This is a genomic window from Pseudomonas benzopyrenica (genome assembly GCF_036884265.1).
Lineage (GTDB): Bacteria > Pseudomonadota > Gammaproteobacteria > Pseudomonadales > Pseudomonadaceae > Chryseomonas > Chryseomonas benzopyrenica.
In genome coordinates this window covers 1,301,065-1,315,910 of sequence record NZ_CP145723.1, presented here as the reverse complement: position 1 = coordinate 1,315,910, position 14,846 = coordinate 1,301,065, and the positions used below count along the sequence as shown (strand labels likewise).

The 14,846-nt window shown below is 67.1% G+C and carries 11 protein-coding genes; 3 read left to right on the top strand and 8 right to left on the bottom strand.

Going from position 1 to position 14,846, the window contains the following annotated elements; all coding sequences use genetic code 11:
- Positions 1-33: 33 nt before the first annotated feature.
- From tldD to mreB, 8 genes are all read right to left on the bottom strand, one after another.
- Positions 34-1,479: a metalloprotease TldD gene (tldD, locus tag V6W80_RS06020; RefSeq protein ID WP_338546199.1), complete on the bottom strand. Its 1,446-nt coding sequence runs from the start codon at positions 1,477-1,479 to the stop codon at positions 34-36.
- Between the two features lie 111 nt (positions 1,480-1,590).
- Positions 1,591-2,430 carry a carbon-nitrogen hydrolase family protein gene (locus tag V6W80_RS06015; RefSeq protein WP_338546198.1) on the bottom strand — a complete coding sequence of 280 codons (840 nt, stop codon included), beginning with the start codon at positions 2,428-2,430 and terminating at the stop codon, positions 1,591-1,593.
- Between the two features lie 58 nt (positions 2,431-2,488).
- Positions 2,489-6,325: a YhdP family protein gene (locus V6W80_RS06010; protein ID WP_338546197.1), complete on the bottom strand. Its 3,837-nt coding sequence runs from the start codon at positions 6,323-6,325 to the stop codon at positions 2,489-2,491.
- A gap of 12 nt (positions 6,326-6,337) precedes the next feature.
- Positions 6,338-7,792 carry a ribonuclease G gene (gene rng, locus V6W80_RS06005; RefSeq protein WP_017642380.1) on the bottom strand — a complete coding sequence of 485 codons (1,455 nt, stop codon included), beginning with the start codon at positions 7,790-7,792 and terminating at the stop codon, positions 6,338-6,340.
- 61 nt (positions 7,793-7,853) lie between these two features.
- Positions 7,854-8,456: a Maf family protein gene (locus V6W80_RS06000; protein WP_338546196.1), complete on the bottom strand. Its 603-nt coding sequence runs from the start codon at positions 8,454-8,456 to the stop codon at positions 7,854-7,856.
- A 63-nt stretch (positions 8,457-8,519) separates the two neighbouring features.
- Positions 8,520-9,008, bottom strand: a complete 489-nt coding sequence (mreD, locus tag V6W80_RS05995) for a rod shape-determining protein MreD (RefSeq protein ID WP_017642382.1) — start codon at positions 9,006-9,008, stop codon at positions 8,520-8,522.
- On the bottom strand, positions 9,008-10,183 hold the full coding sequence (gene mreC / locus V6W80_RS05990; protein ID WP_338547364.1) for a rod shape-determining protein MreC: 1,176 nt from the start codon (positions 10,181-10,183) through the stop codon (positions 9,008-9,010). The genes mreD and mreC overlap by 1 nt, the downstream gene beginning before the upstream one ends.
- Before the next feature lie 126 nt (positions 10,184-10,309).
- Complete coding sequence (mreB, locus tag V6W80_RS05985; protein WP_007159533.1) at positions 10,310-11,347, bottom strand: rod shape-determining protein MreB; 1,038 nt, start codon at positions 11,345-11,347, stop codon at positions 10,310-10,312.
- A 232-nt stretch (positions 11,348-11,579) separates the two neighbouring features.
- Between mreB and gatC the strand changes: the two genes are divergently transcribed.
- From gatC to gatB, 3 genes are read left to right on the top strand one after another with little or no spacing between them, the layout of a single operon-like run.
- Positions 11,580-11,867, top strand: coding sequence for an Asp-tRNA(Asn)/Glu-tRNA(Gln) amidotransferase subunit GatC (gene gatC / locus V6W80_RS05980; RefSeq protein ID WP_133859854.1), 288 nt, complete (start codon positions 11,580-11,582; stop codon positions 11,865-11,867).
- A gap of 8 nt (positions 11,868-11,875) precedes the next feature.
- Positions 11,876-13,327, top strand: coding sequence for an Asp-tRNA(Asn)/Glu-tRNA(Gln) amidotransferase subunit GatA (gene gatA / locus V6W80_RS05975; protein WP_338546193.1), 1,452 nt, complete (start codon positions 11,876-11,878; stop codon positions 13,325-13,327).
- 14 nt (positions 13,328-13,341) lie between these two features.
- Positions 13,342-14,790, top strand: coding sequence for an Asp-tRNA(Asn)/Glu-tRNA(Gln) amidotransferase subunit GatB (gene gatB / locus V6W80_RS05970; RefSeq protein WP_338546191.1), 1,449 nt, complete (start codon positions 13,342-13,344; stop codon positions 14,788-14,790).
- Positions 14,791-14,846: the final 56 nt, after the last annotated feature.

Genomic DNA, 14,846 nt, shown 5'->3' with positions numbered 1-14,846 from the left:
TTCTGTCCGCTACGGCCACGGCCGGTGCCCGCATCAGGCGCCGGTGCCGCCCACGGTGATGGCGTCGATCTTCAGCGTCGGCTGACCCACGCCCACCGGCAGTGACTGGCCGTCCTTGCCACAGGTCCCTACCCCCGCATCCAGCGCCAGGTCGTTGCCGACCATGGATACCCGGTTCATGACCTCAGGTCCGTTGCCGATCAGGGTGGCGCCCTTCACCGGACGACCGAGCTTGCCGTTCTCGATCAGGTAGGCCTCGTTGGTGGTGAAGACGAACTTGCCACTGGTGATGTCCACCTGACCGCCACCCAGGCTGGCGCAATAGATGCCCTTCTCCACCGAGGCGATGATCTCGGCCGGATCGCTCTGGCCGGCGAGCATGTAGGTGTTGGTCATGCGCGGCATGGGCAGGTGGGCATAGGACTCGCGGCGACCATTGCCGGTGGGCGCCACGCCCATCAGCCGGGCGTTGAGCTTGTCCTGCATGTAGCCCTTGAGGATGCCGTTCTCGATCAGCACGTTGTAGCCGCTGGGCGTGCCCTCGTCGTCGATGGACAGGGAGCCACGGCGATCCGGCAGGGTGCCGTCGTCGACGATGGTGCACAGCGACGAGGCTACCTGGCGCCCGAGCTGGCCGCTGTAGTTGGAGCTGCCCTTGCGGTTGAAATCGCCTTCCAGGCCATGGCCGACCGCTTCATGCAGCAGCACGCCGGACCAGCCGGCGCCCAGTACCACCGGCAGGGTACCGGCCGGGGCCGCCGTGGCCTCCAGATTGACCAGCGCCTGGCGGACCGCTTCGCGGGCATAGCCCAGGGCGCGGTCGTCACGCTGGAAGTAACGATAGTCGCAGCGACCACCACCACCGCTGTTGCCGCGCTCGCGGCGGCCGTTCTGCTCGACGATGACGCTGACGCCCAGGCGCACCAACGGGCGCACATCGGCGGCGAGGGTGCCGTCGACCGCGGCCACCAGAGTGCGCTCCCAGACCCCGGCCAGGCTGATGGTGACCTGCTGGATGCGCGGATCCAGGGCGCGGGTGGCCTCGTCCAGCTGCTTCAGGAAGGTGACCTTGGTGGCGCGATCCAGCACATCGAGGGGATTGTCCTGGCCATAGAGGCGCTGCGCGGGTTCTACCGCACGAAATGCCTGGACCTGGCCTTCGGCGCCGCTGCGGGAGATGGAACGCGCGGCTTGGGCGGCCAGATCCAGGGCCTCGCCGGTAATGGCGTTGCTGTAGGCGAAGCCGGTCTTCTCGCCGGACAGCGCCCGCACCCCGACGCCCTGGTCGAGGTGGAAGCCGCCTTCCTTGACGATGCCGTCTTCCAGCAGCCAGGACTCGGAGACGATGCTCTGGAAATACAGGTCTGCGGCGTCGATGCCGGGCCCGGCCAGACGCTGCAGCACGGGTTGCAGATCGTCCACCGCGAGTCCGCCGGGGCCCAGCAGGGCCGAGCCGACGCTATTCAGGTAATCACTCATGGAAACTCCAGACGACGCCAACAGGGGCGCCGGAACGATGAAGGGGTCGCGAGCTGGCCTCTAGCCTACTCGCGGACGTCTCGGGTCCCTGATGTAAAAGACCAATGGCCGTCATTGCCGTTCGGCCAGGCGCGCCGGTGCGAAGCGGCGGTGCTGGGTAACGGGCATCCGCCGCCGCAACTCGGCCTGGCGCTCGGCATCGCGTTCGATGAGCAACACCGCCTCGCCGCTGGCCTGGACGGCCAGGATCTCGCCCCAGGGATCCACTGCCATGGCGTGGCCCCAGGTCGTGCGGCCATTGGCATGGATGCCGCCCTGGGCAGCACCCAGCAGATAGCTCTGGGTCTCCACCGCCCGGGCACGCAGCAGCAGCTCCCAATGGGCCTGGCCGGTGGGCACGGTAAAGGCCGAAGGCGCGCTGATCAGCTCCGCCCCGGCGGCACGCAGGGCGCCGTAGAGTTCGGGAAAGCGCAGGTCGTAGCAGACGCTCAGGCCCAGGCGACCGACCGGGGTGTCCACCACCGTGAGGGCTTCGCCGGCGGCATAGTGATCGGATTCGCGATAGCTGCCCTGGCTGTCGCTGACGTCGGCATCGAAGAGGTGCAACTTGTCGTAGCGGGCGATGCGCTGCCCTCGGTCGTCATACAGCAGCGAGCAGGCACAGGGCTTGCCCTCGGTGGCACCGTCGGGCAGCAGCGGCAGGGTGCCGGCGAGCAGCCAGAGGCCTCGTTCACGCGCCTGGCGGGACAGCCAGGGCAGGATCTCGCCCTCGCCGAGCGTCTCCGCTCGGGCCAGTTCGGCGGGAGCCGAATGGCCGATGGCGACGAAGTTTTCCGGCAGCACCGCCAGTTGTGCACCGGCGTCAGCGGCGCGTTCGAGCAGTCGCTCGGCAGCGCGCAGATTGGCGGCCACCGCGGGGCCGCTGACCATCTGCAGGATGGCTATGGACATGCAGGCACTCCAGAAGGGAGCGTCCATCCTAAGCAGCGGGGCGACCGCAGGGCAATGCTCAATCGCGCTTGCCCGTGGTCATGGTCGGATTCTGCCAGGGGCCTTCGATGTGATAGTTGATGCTGGCCATGCGGGTGATGCGGTCGCCGATCAGCCGATCGACGATGAACAGCGCGCCACCGATGGCGGGTGCCCCGGCGATCAGGGCGGCCAGCGGCAGGGAGTTGCTGACCGGCAGCCCGACCTTGAGGTTGGCGTCGACCCGGTTGCTGGCCATGTCCAGCAGGCCCTGCAGACTCATCTCGGCACCCGGCCCGCTTAGGCTGATGGGCTTGCGGGTGCGGAAGGCGCCCTGCTGGGCGTCGAGCACGCCGGTGATGCTGTCGTAGCTCAGGCCCTTGCCGAACAGATCGGAGAAGTCCAGGCGCAGGCGGCGGCGGATGGACTCGAAGTTGAGCAGGCCGAAGATGCGTAGCGCCGAAGCCGTGCCTTCCACCTGGCGCAGCTGGCCATCGTTGAAGCGGGCATCGAGACTGCCATTGAGTCGGGCCAGGGCGACATGGGCCGGCGAGCCAGGCCAGTCGACCCGGGCATCCAGGCGGAAATCACGACTGGTGACGCTGGAGGCGAAATTCCAGCCCAGCAGGATGTCGGCGATGTTGCCGCCAGACAGACGTCCCTGGTAGTAGCTGTGGGTCGCACCCGCTGCGCCTTCCCAACGCAGGGCGCCCATGACCTTGAGGCCCCGCAGGTCGAGATCCAGGGCATTGAAATTGGCGCCTGACGGCGAAGGCCTGAGCTGCAGGCGCTGGGCGCCGACCAGGCGACCACCCAGTTCCAGACGATCGATGGCCAGATTCAGCGCTGGCAGGGCGCGCGGATCGACGTCGGCCAGGGGATCGGGACGTGGCGCGTCGCTTGCTACCGAGGGATCCGCCGGCGTCTGGGGAATGCGCAGGTGTTGCAGATTGATGTCGATCGGCTGCCCGGTCTGGCGGGGAATGCGCACCTGGCCCGCGATGGTCTGGCTGGCCAGGCCGAGTTGCCAGGCAGTACCCAGGGGTTCGTAGGTGAGGCGCAGGTTGTCGATCTGCTGACCGAAGGCCAGGAAGCGCCCGAAGCTGAGATCACCCCGCCCGAGGCTGGAGATGTCCAGGGTATTGCCACCGCCCTGCCCTGCGCTACCACCGCCACCGGCACTGGCCTTGCCATAGCGCTGGTAGACGTCCTGCCAGGCGGCCAGATCGAATTCCGCCAGTTGCCCGCGCAGGTTGTAGCCGGGGGCAGTGGGCAAATTGGCGGTGCCGCCCCCCAGCACGATCTCGCCGCGGCCCTTGGCGATGGCCTTGGGATCGAGCATCAGCACGGCATCGGCGAGGCCCTTGTAGGTCGCCTCCACCCGCCGCTCGCCATCGTTGAGCGCCAGGCTGAAGAAGCCTTCGCGCGTCTCCTCGGCGCTCTTGCCGAAGGGTGCCGGCAGATCGATGGTCACCCCGCGCAGATCCGAGGTGACGGCCAGTTCGCTGTGCTCGGCGAGGGTCAGGCCGAGGCGATAACCGAGCAGGCCACGCGCCGGAAGGGGTCGCCCTTCGCTACCCAGCCAACGCGCCAACTGGTCGACGTCAACGCGGCCGTCCACCACCAGCCGGGTGCGGGGATCGTCGGGCTTGCCCTCGGCCAGCGCCTGACCGCGGATGGGCTGGTCGAAGACCCGCGCCTGGATGTCGGGGGCGCTGAGGCCGCTGCGGGTGTCGTAGCGAAAGCTGCCACGCAGGTCGGTGAGGGTCAGTTGGGGATCGTCCAGTTCCAGGCGCGCCTTGTCCGGCGTCAGCTCGACCACCACCACCGGTGGCTGCCCCTTGGCCAGGGGAATGTCCAGATTCAGGCTGCTGTTGTTCAGCGCACCCTCGCCCTTCCAGCCGGCAAAGACCTTGGCGGTCGGCAGCGGCGTATCCTGGAGGATCTTCAGGCCATCGCGCACGCTGCTGTCGAGTCGGGCGGAGAGACGCAGGTGCGGCGCGCTGCCATCGTGCAGCAGCGGGATGCGCGCCTCGACGTCTCTGACCCGGGTGTCGAGAATGCGTCCCTCGGGGACCTGGACCTTGACCCCGTCGCTTTCGATGAAGACATCTCCACGCGCCTCGCGCAGGGCGGGCCAGCCGGGCTGATAGGCCAGCTGGGCGTCGTGCACGCGGAAGAACAGACTCATGGTGCGCGAGTGCGCGGGCGAGCCGTGGCGCAGGGAGCCCTGGTACTGGTAGATGGCCTCGTCGATGCGGCCGCCGACGATGGCGGTGGTCAGCCACTGGGCCAGCTCCGGGCTGAAATCCGTGGCCGGCAGCTTGGTGGGCAGGTACTTGCGGGTGTAGCTGGCGTCGCCATCCTTGAGGCCGACGCGCAGGTCCATGTAGCTGTCCACCTCCGGATGCAGGCCAAGCTGGATGTGCATGTCGCCACTGGCCGCGCCCTCCGGCCCGGTGACCTGCATCAGGGCACTGCCCAGGGTGAAACGCTGGTCGTCGAGACTCCAGGTCAGCCGCGCCTTGGCGGTGCGATAGCGCCAGGGCTCAGGGAAGAGATCGCTCAGGTGCAGCATGAAGTCGGAGCTGTCCAGGCGCAATTCGCCACCGCCCAGGCTGCCGCTCAGGCTGCCGGTGACGCCCTCGGCGGCCGGGGCGCCACGATAGGCGGCAAAGCCCACCCGCTCCAGGTTGGCCGCATAGGAGAGCCGCTCGCGCAGTGGTTTCTGCGGATAGAAGTCGGCGTTGAGATTGCGCAGCTGGCCATGGGGCGCCAGCGCCTGGAGCGCCTGGGCCACCGGCGCCGGCAAGGGCGCCAGATCCCGCGCCAGCCTCGCCGCCTGCCGAAGGTCCAGCTGGTCGCCACGGAGCTGCAGGTGCTGGTGGGCGCTGTCATAGCCCAGACCATAGCGTGCCTCCAGCGGTTTGCCGTCGAGCTGGGTCTTGAGCGCCAGAGCCCCGTTGTACCGGTTGGCGTCGCCGACCTGCTGGTCGGCGTCCAGGGTCAGGGCCTGCAGTCGCACCGGGGTATGGTCGGCATAGGCGAGGGTCAGTTCATCCGCCTTCAGGCGCAGGTGGGAACGTTGCAACCGCCCTTCGGCCCAGGCGAACCAGAGCTCGCCTTCCGCCTGGGCACGGCGCAATTGCCATTGTCGGGTCAGGGTACCCGGGACCCAGCGGGACCAGTCGCTGGCGGGCAAACTGACATAGCCTTCCAGCCCACTGGCGCGCCAGTCCTCAGGACGTGGCATGGCGCTGAAGTGCGCCGCGACCGTGCCGCCATCGGGCAGGCGGAAACGCGTCGCCAATTCCAGGGCGCCGCTGAGCTGCCGGGACAGGCTGGCCTCGGCATACCTCAGGGTCACCGGGGAACCCTGCTGGGGGATCAGGCTGAGCTGGCTGTCCAGCAGACTGGCATGGCCCAGCCGCGCCAGGCCATCGAGCACGGGACCCGGATCGAAGGACTTGGCATCCGGCGCGCGCGGCGGCAGGCCGCGCAGTTGCCAGTGCCCCTGGGCATCCTCCTCCAGCACCAGATGGACCCCGTCGATCTGCACGGACTTGAGCCGCAGCTGGCGATGCCAGAGGCTGCCAAGGACATCCGGCACCACCTTGAGATGATCCAGCTGCACCGTACCTTCGCCGCGTCCGAGACTCAGGTCGCGCAGGATCAGCACCGGATTCCAGCGGGCCCAGCGCCCCTCGAGTCGCCCCAGGCGCACCGGTTCGCCCAGGGCAGCGGCGGCGCGCGTCTCGACTTCGTTGCGGTATTCGCCGACCCAGGGCATGAGCAGCCGCCCCAGGCCCATATAGAGGGTCACCAGGGCGAGCAGCAGCAGCGCCAGACCCAGCGCGCCGCGCTTGAACAGGGCCATCAAGGCGCGGACCTAGAGCAGCACGACATCGTACTGCTCCTGGGAATACATGGTCTCCACCTGGAATTTGACGGTACGGCCGATGAAGGCTTCGAGATCGGCGACGTTGCCCGACTCCTCGTCCAGCAGCCGATCCACCACCTTCTGGTTGGCCAGCACCAGATAGGAATTGGCCTGGTAGGCCCGCGCCTCGCGCAGGATTTCACGAAAGATCTCGTAGCAGATGGTCTCGGCGGTACGCAGAATGCCGCGCCCCTGGCAGTTGGCGCAGGGCTCGCAGAGCACCTGGGAAAGGCTCTCGCGGGTGCGCTTGCGGGTCATCTGCAGGAGACCCAGCTCGGTGATGCCGATGATGTTGGTCTTGGCATGGTCGCGTTCGAGCTGCTTTTCCAGGGTGCGAATCACCTGGCGCTGGTGCTCTTCGTCTTCCATGTCGATGAAATCGATGATGATGATGCCACCGAGATTACGCAGCCGCAGTTGGCGAGCGATGGCGGTAGCCGCCTCCAGATTGGTCTTGAAGATGGTCTCTTCCAGATTGCGATGACCGACGAAGGCGCCGGTATTGACGTCGATGGTGGTCATCGCCTCGGTGGGATCGATCACCAGATAGCCACCGGACTTGAGCAGCACCTTGCGCTCCAGAGCCTTCTGGATCTCGTCTTCCACGCCATAGAGGTCGAAGATCGGCCGTTCGCCCGGATAGTGCTCCAGCCGCGTCGCCACCTCGGGCATCAGCTCCTCGACAAACTGGCCGATGCGCTGGAAATTCTCGCGGCTGTCGACGCGGATCTTTTCCGTGCGCGGCCCGACCAGATCGCGCAGGGCGCGCAGGGCCAGGGTCAGGTCTTCGTAGATGGGCACCGGCGTCGGCCCCTGGAGGTTGCCGGAGATCTGCTGCCAGAGCCGACGCAGATAGCGGATATCGGCCAGGATGTCTTCTTCGCGCGCCGCCTCGGCGGCGGTGCGCAGGATGAAGCCGCCTTCGTGCTCGATGCCCTCGCTCTCCACGCAGCGCGCCATGATCGCCTTGAGCCGCTCGCGCTCGGCTTCGTCCTCGATCTTCAGCGAGATACCAACGTGGGAGGTGCGTGGCATATAGACGAGGTAGCGCGAGGGGATGGACAGATGGGTGGTGAGGCGCGCGCCCTTGGTACCGATGGGATCCTTGGTGACCTGGACCACCAGGGTCTGGCCCTCGCGCACCAGGGCATTGATGCTCTCTACCGCCGCGCCTTCGCGCTGGGAGATCTCGGCGGCATGGATGAAGGCCGCGCGGGCCAGGCCGATGTCGACGAAGGCCGCTTGCATGCCTGGCAGCACCCGCACCACCCGGCCGCGATAGATGTTGCCGACGATGCCGCGTCTCAGGGTGCGCTCGACGTGCACCTCCTGCAGCACACCGTTTTCCACGACGGCGACACGGGACTCCATGGGAGTGATGTTGATGAGGATCTCTTCGCTCATGGAGGACTCTTGGACGACGTGGAAGGGCAGAAAGGGGACCAAGGCGCCAGGCGCCTCAGGACTAGATGGTCGGCCGTCCGACAGACCGCCAACAAGGGATGGCGAAAGCGCTCAGCAGTTCCGCGGTTTCGCACAGCGGCAGCCCTACGACGGCACTGTAGCTACCCTGCAGGCCGCGCACGAAGACCGCGCCGGCGCCCTGGATGGCGTAGCTGCCAGCCTTGTCGGCCGGCTCGCCGGTGTCCCAGTAGCGTTCGGCCTCCCCGGGCGCCAGGGGGCGGAACTCCACCTCGGCGGATACGACGCGACTCAGGCAGCGCTCGCCATCGGCGACGGCGACGCCGGTCACCACCCGGTGTCGGCGCCCGCTGAGGGCGGCGAGCATGGCCAGGGCGTCGGCGCGATCCCGGGGCTTGCCGAGCAGCTGGTCATTGAGCACCACGCAGGTGTCGGCGCCCAGCACGCAGCCGGCGGAGGCACCGGCCAGCACCTGCCAGCCCATCGCCGCCTTGGCCCGCGCCAGGCGCTCGACATAGGCGTCCGCCGCCTCGCCGGGATGGGGGGTTTCGTCCACCGCCGCAGCGACCTTCTGAAAGGCGACGCCGATCTGTTCGAGCAGTTCGGCGCGACGAGGCGAAGCGGAGGCAAGGTAGAGCTGGGGCATCGACGACGACCAGACGACAGGAAGATGACGGGAGCATGCCAGTCCGGGACCCGCGAAACCAGTTCAGTTGACGCCGAATCTGAGGCGCAGCCCGCGGAGCAATAGATAGATCCACGGCCAGAGCAGCGCGCTGACCAGCGAGGGAGTGAGAAACACCAGGGTTGGAGGTCGGCTGCCGGCCAGGGCGTTGAGCCACAGTGCCAGCAGCTGGGCGATGCCGTAGATCACCAGCAGCACGAAGCTCTGTTGCCAGATGGGAAAGGCGCGCAATCGCTGCGCCAGGGAACGGACGAGGAACACCACCAGACTCAGCACCAGGGCGGTCTGCCCCAGCAGGTTGCCATAGAGCACGTCTTCGGCGATGCCCATCACCCAGGCGGTGAACAGACCGACGCGATGCGGCAGGGTCAGGGTCCAGAAGGTCAGCAGCATGGCCAGCCACAGCGGGCGACCGATCTCCATGAATTCCGGCATGGGCGCGACGGACAGCAGCAAGCCGACCAGCAGGGTGAGCCAGATTACCCACCCCTTGTGGCCGATGCGCAGCGCCATCAACGATCACCCTCGTCCGGCAGTTCCGGTGCGGGTTGCTGAGTGCGGCCTGGCGCCTGACCGCCTGCCGCCGGTTGCCCAGGGGTACCGGTCGCCCCGTGGACGGGTGGCTTGGTGGCGGTGGCCGGATGAGCGGTGCTGCCGTTGGCGTTCGCCGGAGGCTTGGTCGGCGTGGCGGGATGAGTCGCGCTACTGCCCTGGGCCGCTGCCGGTGGCTTGGTGGGGGTCGCGGTGCGACTGCCCGTGGTGGCCGCGGGCGCCGGCGTGGCGCTGGCTGCCGCCGGTTGCGCGGCCGAGGCCCCGGCCGGGGGCGGATTCGCCGGGGCGGCCGGACGCTGGGCCGCGTGGCGATCCGCGGCTTCCTGCGCCTCGGCAGCGTCATTGGCGCGCTGCTCGGGGGTGCGAGTATCGCTGAACACCAGCAGCATGTAGCGACTGCGATTGAGCTTGGCGGTGGGAATGGCGCGCACCACGGCGAAGGGTTGCCCCGAATCGTGGATCACCTTGGATACCGTGGCCACCGGATAGCCGGCCGGGAAGCGCTGCCCCAGGCCGGAGCTCACCAGCAGATCGCCTTCCTTGATGTCGGCGGTGTCGGCCACATAGCGCAGTTCCAGGCGCTCGGGGTTGCCGGTGCCGACGGCAATGGCGCGCAGGCCGTTGCGATTGACCTGCACCGGAATGCTGTGGGTCACGTCGGTGAGCAGCAGGACGCGCGCCGAATAGGGCATCACTTCCACCACCTGGCCCATCAGGCCGCTGGCGTCGAGCACTGGCTGGCCGACGAAGACGCCGTCCTTCGCGCCCTTGTCGATGATGATGCGATGGGTATAGGGATTGGGGTCGACGCCGATCAGTTCACCGACCAGCACCTTGTCATCCACCAGGGCGGCGGAATTGAGCAGTTCGCGCAGACGCACGTTCTGTTCGGTGAGGGCGGCGAGTTTCTGCAGGCGGCGTTGCAGCAGCAGCTGTTCGGCCTTGAGACGCTCGTTTTCCGCCATCAGCTCGGTGCGGCTGGAAAACTGATCGCTGACGCCTTCCCAGGCGCGCAGGGGAAAGCCCGCCACCTCATAGAGGGGCGAGAGGACCAGCGCCAGTTCGCTGCGTACCGGTTTCAGGTAGTCGAAGCGCGCGTCGGTGACCATGACACCCACCGAAAGGGCGGCCAGGATCAGCAGACGAATGCCCAGCGCCGGGCTTTTGCTGAAAATCGGCTTGATGGTGAGTTCCTCGCAGAACGCGCCCAGCGCTCCGGCCGCCAGGGGCAGCCGGAGCGGGGCCTGTAGCCTGGAACTGCCTTATTCGGTGGACAGCAGGTCCATGGCGTGGCGATCCATCATGTCCAGCGCCTTGCCGCCGCCACGAGCCACGCAGGTCAGCGGGTCTTCGGCGACGATCACCGGCAGCCCGGTTTCCAGCGACAGCAGCTTGTCCAGATCGCGCAGCAGGGCGCCACCACCGGTCAGCACCAGACCGCGCTCGGCGATGTCGGAGGCCAGTTCCGGCGGCGACTGCTCCAGGCAGCTCTTGACCGCCTGGACGATGGTCGCCAGGGATTCCTGCATGGCTTCGAGCACCTCGTTGGAATTGAGGGTGAAGCTGCGCGGTACGCCTTCGGCCAGGTTGCGGCCACGGACGTCGATCTCGCGGACCTCCCCGCCCGGATAGGCGGTGCCGATTTCCTGCTTGATGCGCTCGGCGGTGGATTCGCCGATCAGGCTGCCGTAGTTGCGACGCACGTAGGTGACGATGGCTTCGTCGAAGCGATCACCGCCGACGCGGACGGATTCGGCATAGACCACGCCGTTCAACGAGATCAGCGCGATCTCGGTGGTGCCGCCACCGATGTCGACGACCATGGAACCATGGGCTTCCTCGACCGGCAGACCGGCGCCGATGGCTGCGGCCATGGGCTCCTCGATCAGGAACACCTCGCGGGCACCGGCGCCCAGCGCGGATTCGCGAATGGCGCGACGCTCGACCTGGGTCGACTTGCAGGGCACACAGATCAGCACCCGCGGACTGGGCTGCAGGAAGCTGTTCTCGTGCACCTTGTTGATAAAGTATTGCAACATCTTTTCGCAGACGCTGAAGTCGGCGATGACACCGTCCTTCATCGGGCGAATGGCGGAAATGTTGCCCGGCGTCCGACCGAGCATGCGCTTGGCGTCGGTACCGACGGCGACGACGCTCTTCTGGTTGCCATGGGTACGAATGGCGACGACGGACGGCTCGTTGAGCACGATGCCACGCTCGCGGACATAAATCAGGGTGTTGGCGGTTCCCAGGTCGATCGACAGATCGCTGGAGAACATGCCACGCAATTTCTTGAACATGAGGTGACCCTAGGCGGTGACAAGCAGGCACGCGACAGGACAAACGTGCGGGTAAAAAAGTGCGGCAGACTCTAACAATCGCAGGGATTTAGGGCAAGGCGCCGATATGCTAGATTGAGAGCTTTTCCGGGCCGTTAAGCCCCTGTTCAACGCGGCGCCCGACCCGCCCAGCCCGTCTCCAGCATACGCGGCCGCCAACCGGGTCACGCCGCCTTCCTGCTTGGAGAAGCCGATGGCGCTCGAACGCACCGACGTCGAAAAGATCGCTCACCTGGCCCGTCTGGGTCTCGATGAAGCGGATCTCGCCGCTACCACCGCTACCCTCAACGACATCCTCGGCCTCGTCGACCAGATGCAGGCCGTGGATACCACGGGTATCGCCCCCCTCGCCCACCCGCTGGAAGCCACCCAGCGCCTGCGCCCCGACCAGGCCACCGAAGGCGACCGGCGCGAGGCCTACCAGGCCATCGCCCCGGCCGTGGAAGCCGGCCTGTACCTGGTTCCCAAGGTGATCGAGTGAGACACGACATGCATCAGCTGACCCTGACCGAGATCGCCGCCGCCCTGGCCGCGAAGGATTTTTCCGCCGAGGAATTGACCCGCGGCCTGCTGCAGCGGATCGAGCAACTCGATCCCCAGCTCAACAGCTTCATCACCGTGACCGCCGATGCGGCCCTGGCCCAGGCCCGCGCCGCCGACGCCCGCCGCGCCGCGGGCGAGACCGGTGCCCTGCTCGGTGCGCCCCTCGCCCACAAGGACCTGTTCTGCACCCAGGGGGTGCTCACCAGCTGCGGCTCGAAGATCCTCACCGGCTTCAAGGCGCCCTATGACGCCACCGTGGTGGAGCGGCTGGCCGCAGCGGGCGCCGTCTCCCTCGGCAAGCTGAACATGGACGAATTCGCCATGGGTTCGGCCAACGAGTCCAGCCACTACGGTCCGGTGAAGAATCCCTGGGACGTCACCCGGGTACCGGGCGGCTCTTCCGGTGGCTCCGCCGCGGCCGTGGCCGCGCGCCTGCTGCCGGCCGCCACCGGCACCGACACCGGTGGCTCGATTCGCCAGCCGGCGGCCCTCACCAACCTCACCGGCATCAAGCCCACCTACGGCCGCGTCTCGCGCTGGGGCATGATCGCCTACGCCTCCAGCCTCGATCAGGGCGGCCCGCTGGCGCGCACTGCCGAGGATTGCGCCCTGCTGCTGCAGGCCATGGCCGGTTTCGACCCCAAGGACTCCACCAGCGTCGACCAGCCGGTGGACGACTACCAGGCGGCCCTGCAGCAGCCGTTGAGCGGCCTGCGCATCGGTCTGCCGCGGGAATACTTCGGCGCCGGGCTGGATGCCCGCATCGGTGACAAGGTGCTGGCCGTGGTCGAGGCGCTGAAAAAGCTCGGCGCCACCGTCAAGGACATCTCCCTGCCCACGCTGCAGCACGCGATCCCGGCCTACTACGTCATCGCCCCGGCCGAGGCCAGCTCCAACCTGTCGCGCTTCGACGGCGTGCGCTTCGGCTATCGCTGCGAGAACCCGGTCAACCTGGAGGATCTCTACAAGAGGTCCCGTGGTGAAGGCTTCGGCGCCGAGGTGAAGCGGCGCATCATGGTCGGCACCTATGCCCTGTCGGCCGGCTACTACGACGCCTACTACCTCAAGGCGCAGCGCATCCGCCGGCTGATCAAGAACGACTTCGTCGCGGCTTTCGCCGAGGTCGACGTCATCCTCGGCCCGACCACGCCGAACCTGGCCTGGAAACTCGGCGAGAAGAGCAACGATCCGGTCTCCGCCTACCTCGAAGACCTCTACACCATCGCCGCCAACCTCGCCGGCATCCCCGGCCTGTCGATGCCGGCCGGCTTCGTCGACGGCCTGCCGGTGGGCGTGCAGCTGCTCGGCAACTATTTCCAGGAAGGCCGGCTACTCAACGTCGCCCACCAGTACCAGCAGGGCAGCGACTGGCATCGCCAGGCGCCGAGCGGCTTCTGAGGAAGGATAGAGACATGCAATGGGAAACCGTGATCGGGCTTGAGATCCACGCTCAGCTCAGCACCCAATCGAAGATTTTCTCCGGCAGCGCCACCAGTTTCGGCGCCGAGCCCAACGCCCACGCCAGCCTGGTCGACCTCGGCATGCCCGGCACCCTGCCGGTGCTCAACGCCGAGGCCGTGCGCATGGCCTGCAAGTTCGGCCTGGCCATCGATGCCGAGATCGCCGAGCGCAACATCTTCGCGCGCAAGAACTACTTCTACCCGGACCTGCCCAAGGGCTACCAGACCAGCCAGATGGATCATCCCATCGTTGGCAAGGGCCACCTGGACATCACCCTGGAAGATGGCACAGTCAAGCGCATCGGCATCACCCGAGCGCATCTGGAAGAAGACGCCGGCAAGAGCCTGCACGAAGACTTCCACGGCATGAGCGGCATCGACCTGAACCGCGCCGGTACGCCGCTCTTGGAAATCGTTTCCGAGCCGGACATCCGCAGCGCCAAGGAAGCCGTGGCCTATGTGAAAGCCATCCATGCCCTGGTGCGCTACCTGGGCATCTGCGACGGCAACATGGCCGAAGGCTCGCTGCGTTGCGACTGCAACGTCTCGGTGCGCCCCAAGGGTCAGGAAGCCTTCGGCACCCGCGCCGAGATCAAGAACGTCAACTCCTTCCGCTTCATCGAAAAGGCCATCAACCACGAGGTTCAGCGCCAGATCGAACTGATCGAGGACGGGGGCAAGGTGGTGCAGGAAACCCGCCTGTACGACCCCAACAAGGACGAGACCCGCTCCATGCGGAGCAAGGAAGAAGCCAACGACTACCGTTACTTCCCCTGCCCCGATCTCTTGCCGGTGGTGATCGAGCCGGCCTTCCTGGCCGAGGTGCGCAGCCAGCTGCCCGAGCTGCCGACCGAGAAGCGTGATCGCTTCCAGAACGAATACGGCCTGTCGGTCTATGACGCCAGCGTGCTGTCCGCCAGCCGTGAGTTGGCCGACTACTTCGAGGAGGTCCAGCGGGTGAGCGGCGATGCCAAGCTGGCCGCCAACTGGGTGATGGGCGACCTGTCCAGCCTGCTCAACAAGCAGGACTTGGACATCGCCCAGGCACCGGTGAGCGCGGCCCAGCTGGGCGGCCTGATCCTGCGCATCAAGGACGACACCATCTCCGGCAAGATCGCCAAGATGGTGTTCGAAGCCCTGGCCGCCGGCGAAGGCACCAGCGCCGATGCCATCATCGAAGCCAAGGGCCTCAAGCAGGTCACCGACAGCGGCGCCATCGAGGCCATGCTGGACGAGGTCCTGGCGGCCAATGCCGCCCAGGTCGAGCAATACCGCGCCAGCGACGAAGCCAAGCGCGGCAAGATGTTCGGCTTCTTCGTCGGCCAGGCGATGAAGGCTTCCAAGGGCAAGGCCAACCCCGGCCAGGTCAACCAGTTGCTCAAGCAGAAACTGGAAGGCTGACGGCAGTCGCACGGGGTTACGGACCTGGGCTGACAGCCTCGGTCCGACGCCTTAAG

Excerpts from the sequence above, each read along its gene's own strand:
- tldD (WP_338546199.1), bottom strand. The coding sequence starts at position 1,479 with ATGAGTGATTACCTGAATAGCGTCGGCTCGGCCCTGCTGGGCCCCGGC.
- V6W80_RS06015 (WP_338546198.1), bottom strand. The coding sequence starts at position 2,430 with ATGTCCATAGCCATCCTGCAGATGGTCAGCGGCCCCGCGGTGGCCGCC.
- V6W80_RS06010 (WP_338546197.1), bottom strand. The coding sequence starts at position 6,325 with ATGGCCCTGTTCAAGCGCGGCGCGCTGGGTCTGGCGCTGCTGCTGCTC.
- rng (WP_017642380.1), bottom strand. The coding sequence starts at position 7,792 with ATGAGCGAAGAGATCCTCATCAACATCACTCCCATGGAGTCCCGTGTC.
- V6W80_RS06000 (WP_338546196.1), bottom strand. The coding sequence starts at position 8,456 with ATGCCCCAGCTCTACCTTGCCTCCGCTTCGCCTCGTCGCGCCGAACTG.
- mreD (WP_017642382.1), bottom strand. The coding sequence starts at position 9,008 with ATGGCGCTGCGCATCGGCCACAAGGGGTGGGTAATCTGGCTCACCCTG.
- mreB (WP_007159533.1), bottom strand. The coding sequence starts at position 11,347 with ATGTTCAAGAAATTGCGTGGCATGTTCTCCAGCGATCTGTCGATCGAC.
- gatC (WP_133859854.1), top strand. The coding sequence starts at position 11,580 with ATGGCGCTCGAACGCACCGACGTCGAAAAGATCGCTCACCTGGCCCGT.
- gatA (WP_338546193.1), top strand. The coding sequence starts at position 11,876 with ATGCATCAGCTGACCCTGACCGAGATCGCCGCCGCCCTGGCCGCGAAG.
- gatB (WP_338546191.1), top strand. The coding sequence starts at position 13,342 with ATGCAATGGGAAACCGTGATCGGGCTTGAGATCCACGCTCAGCTCAGC.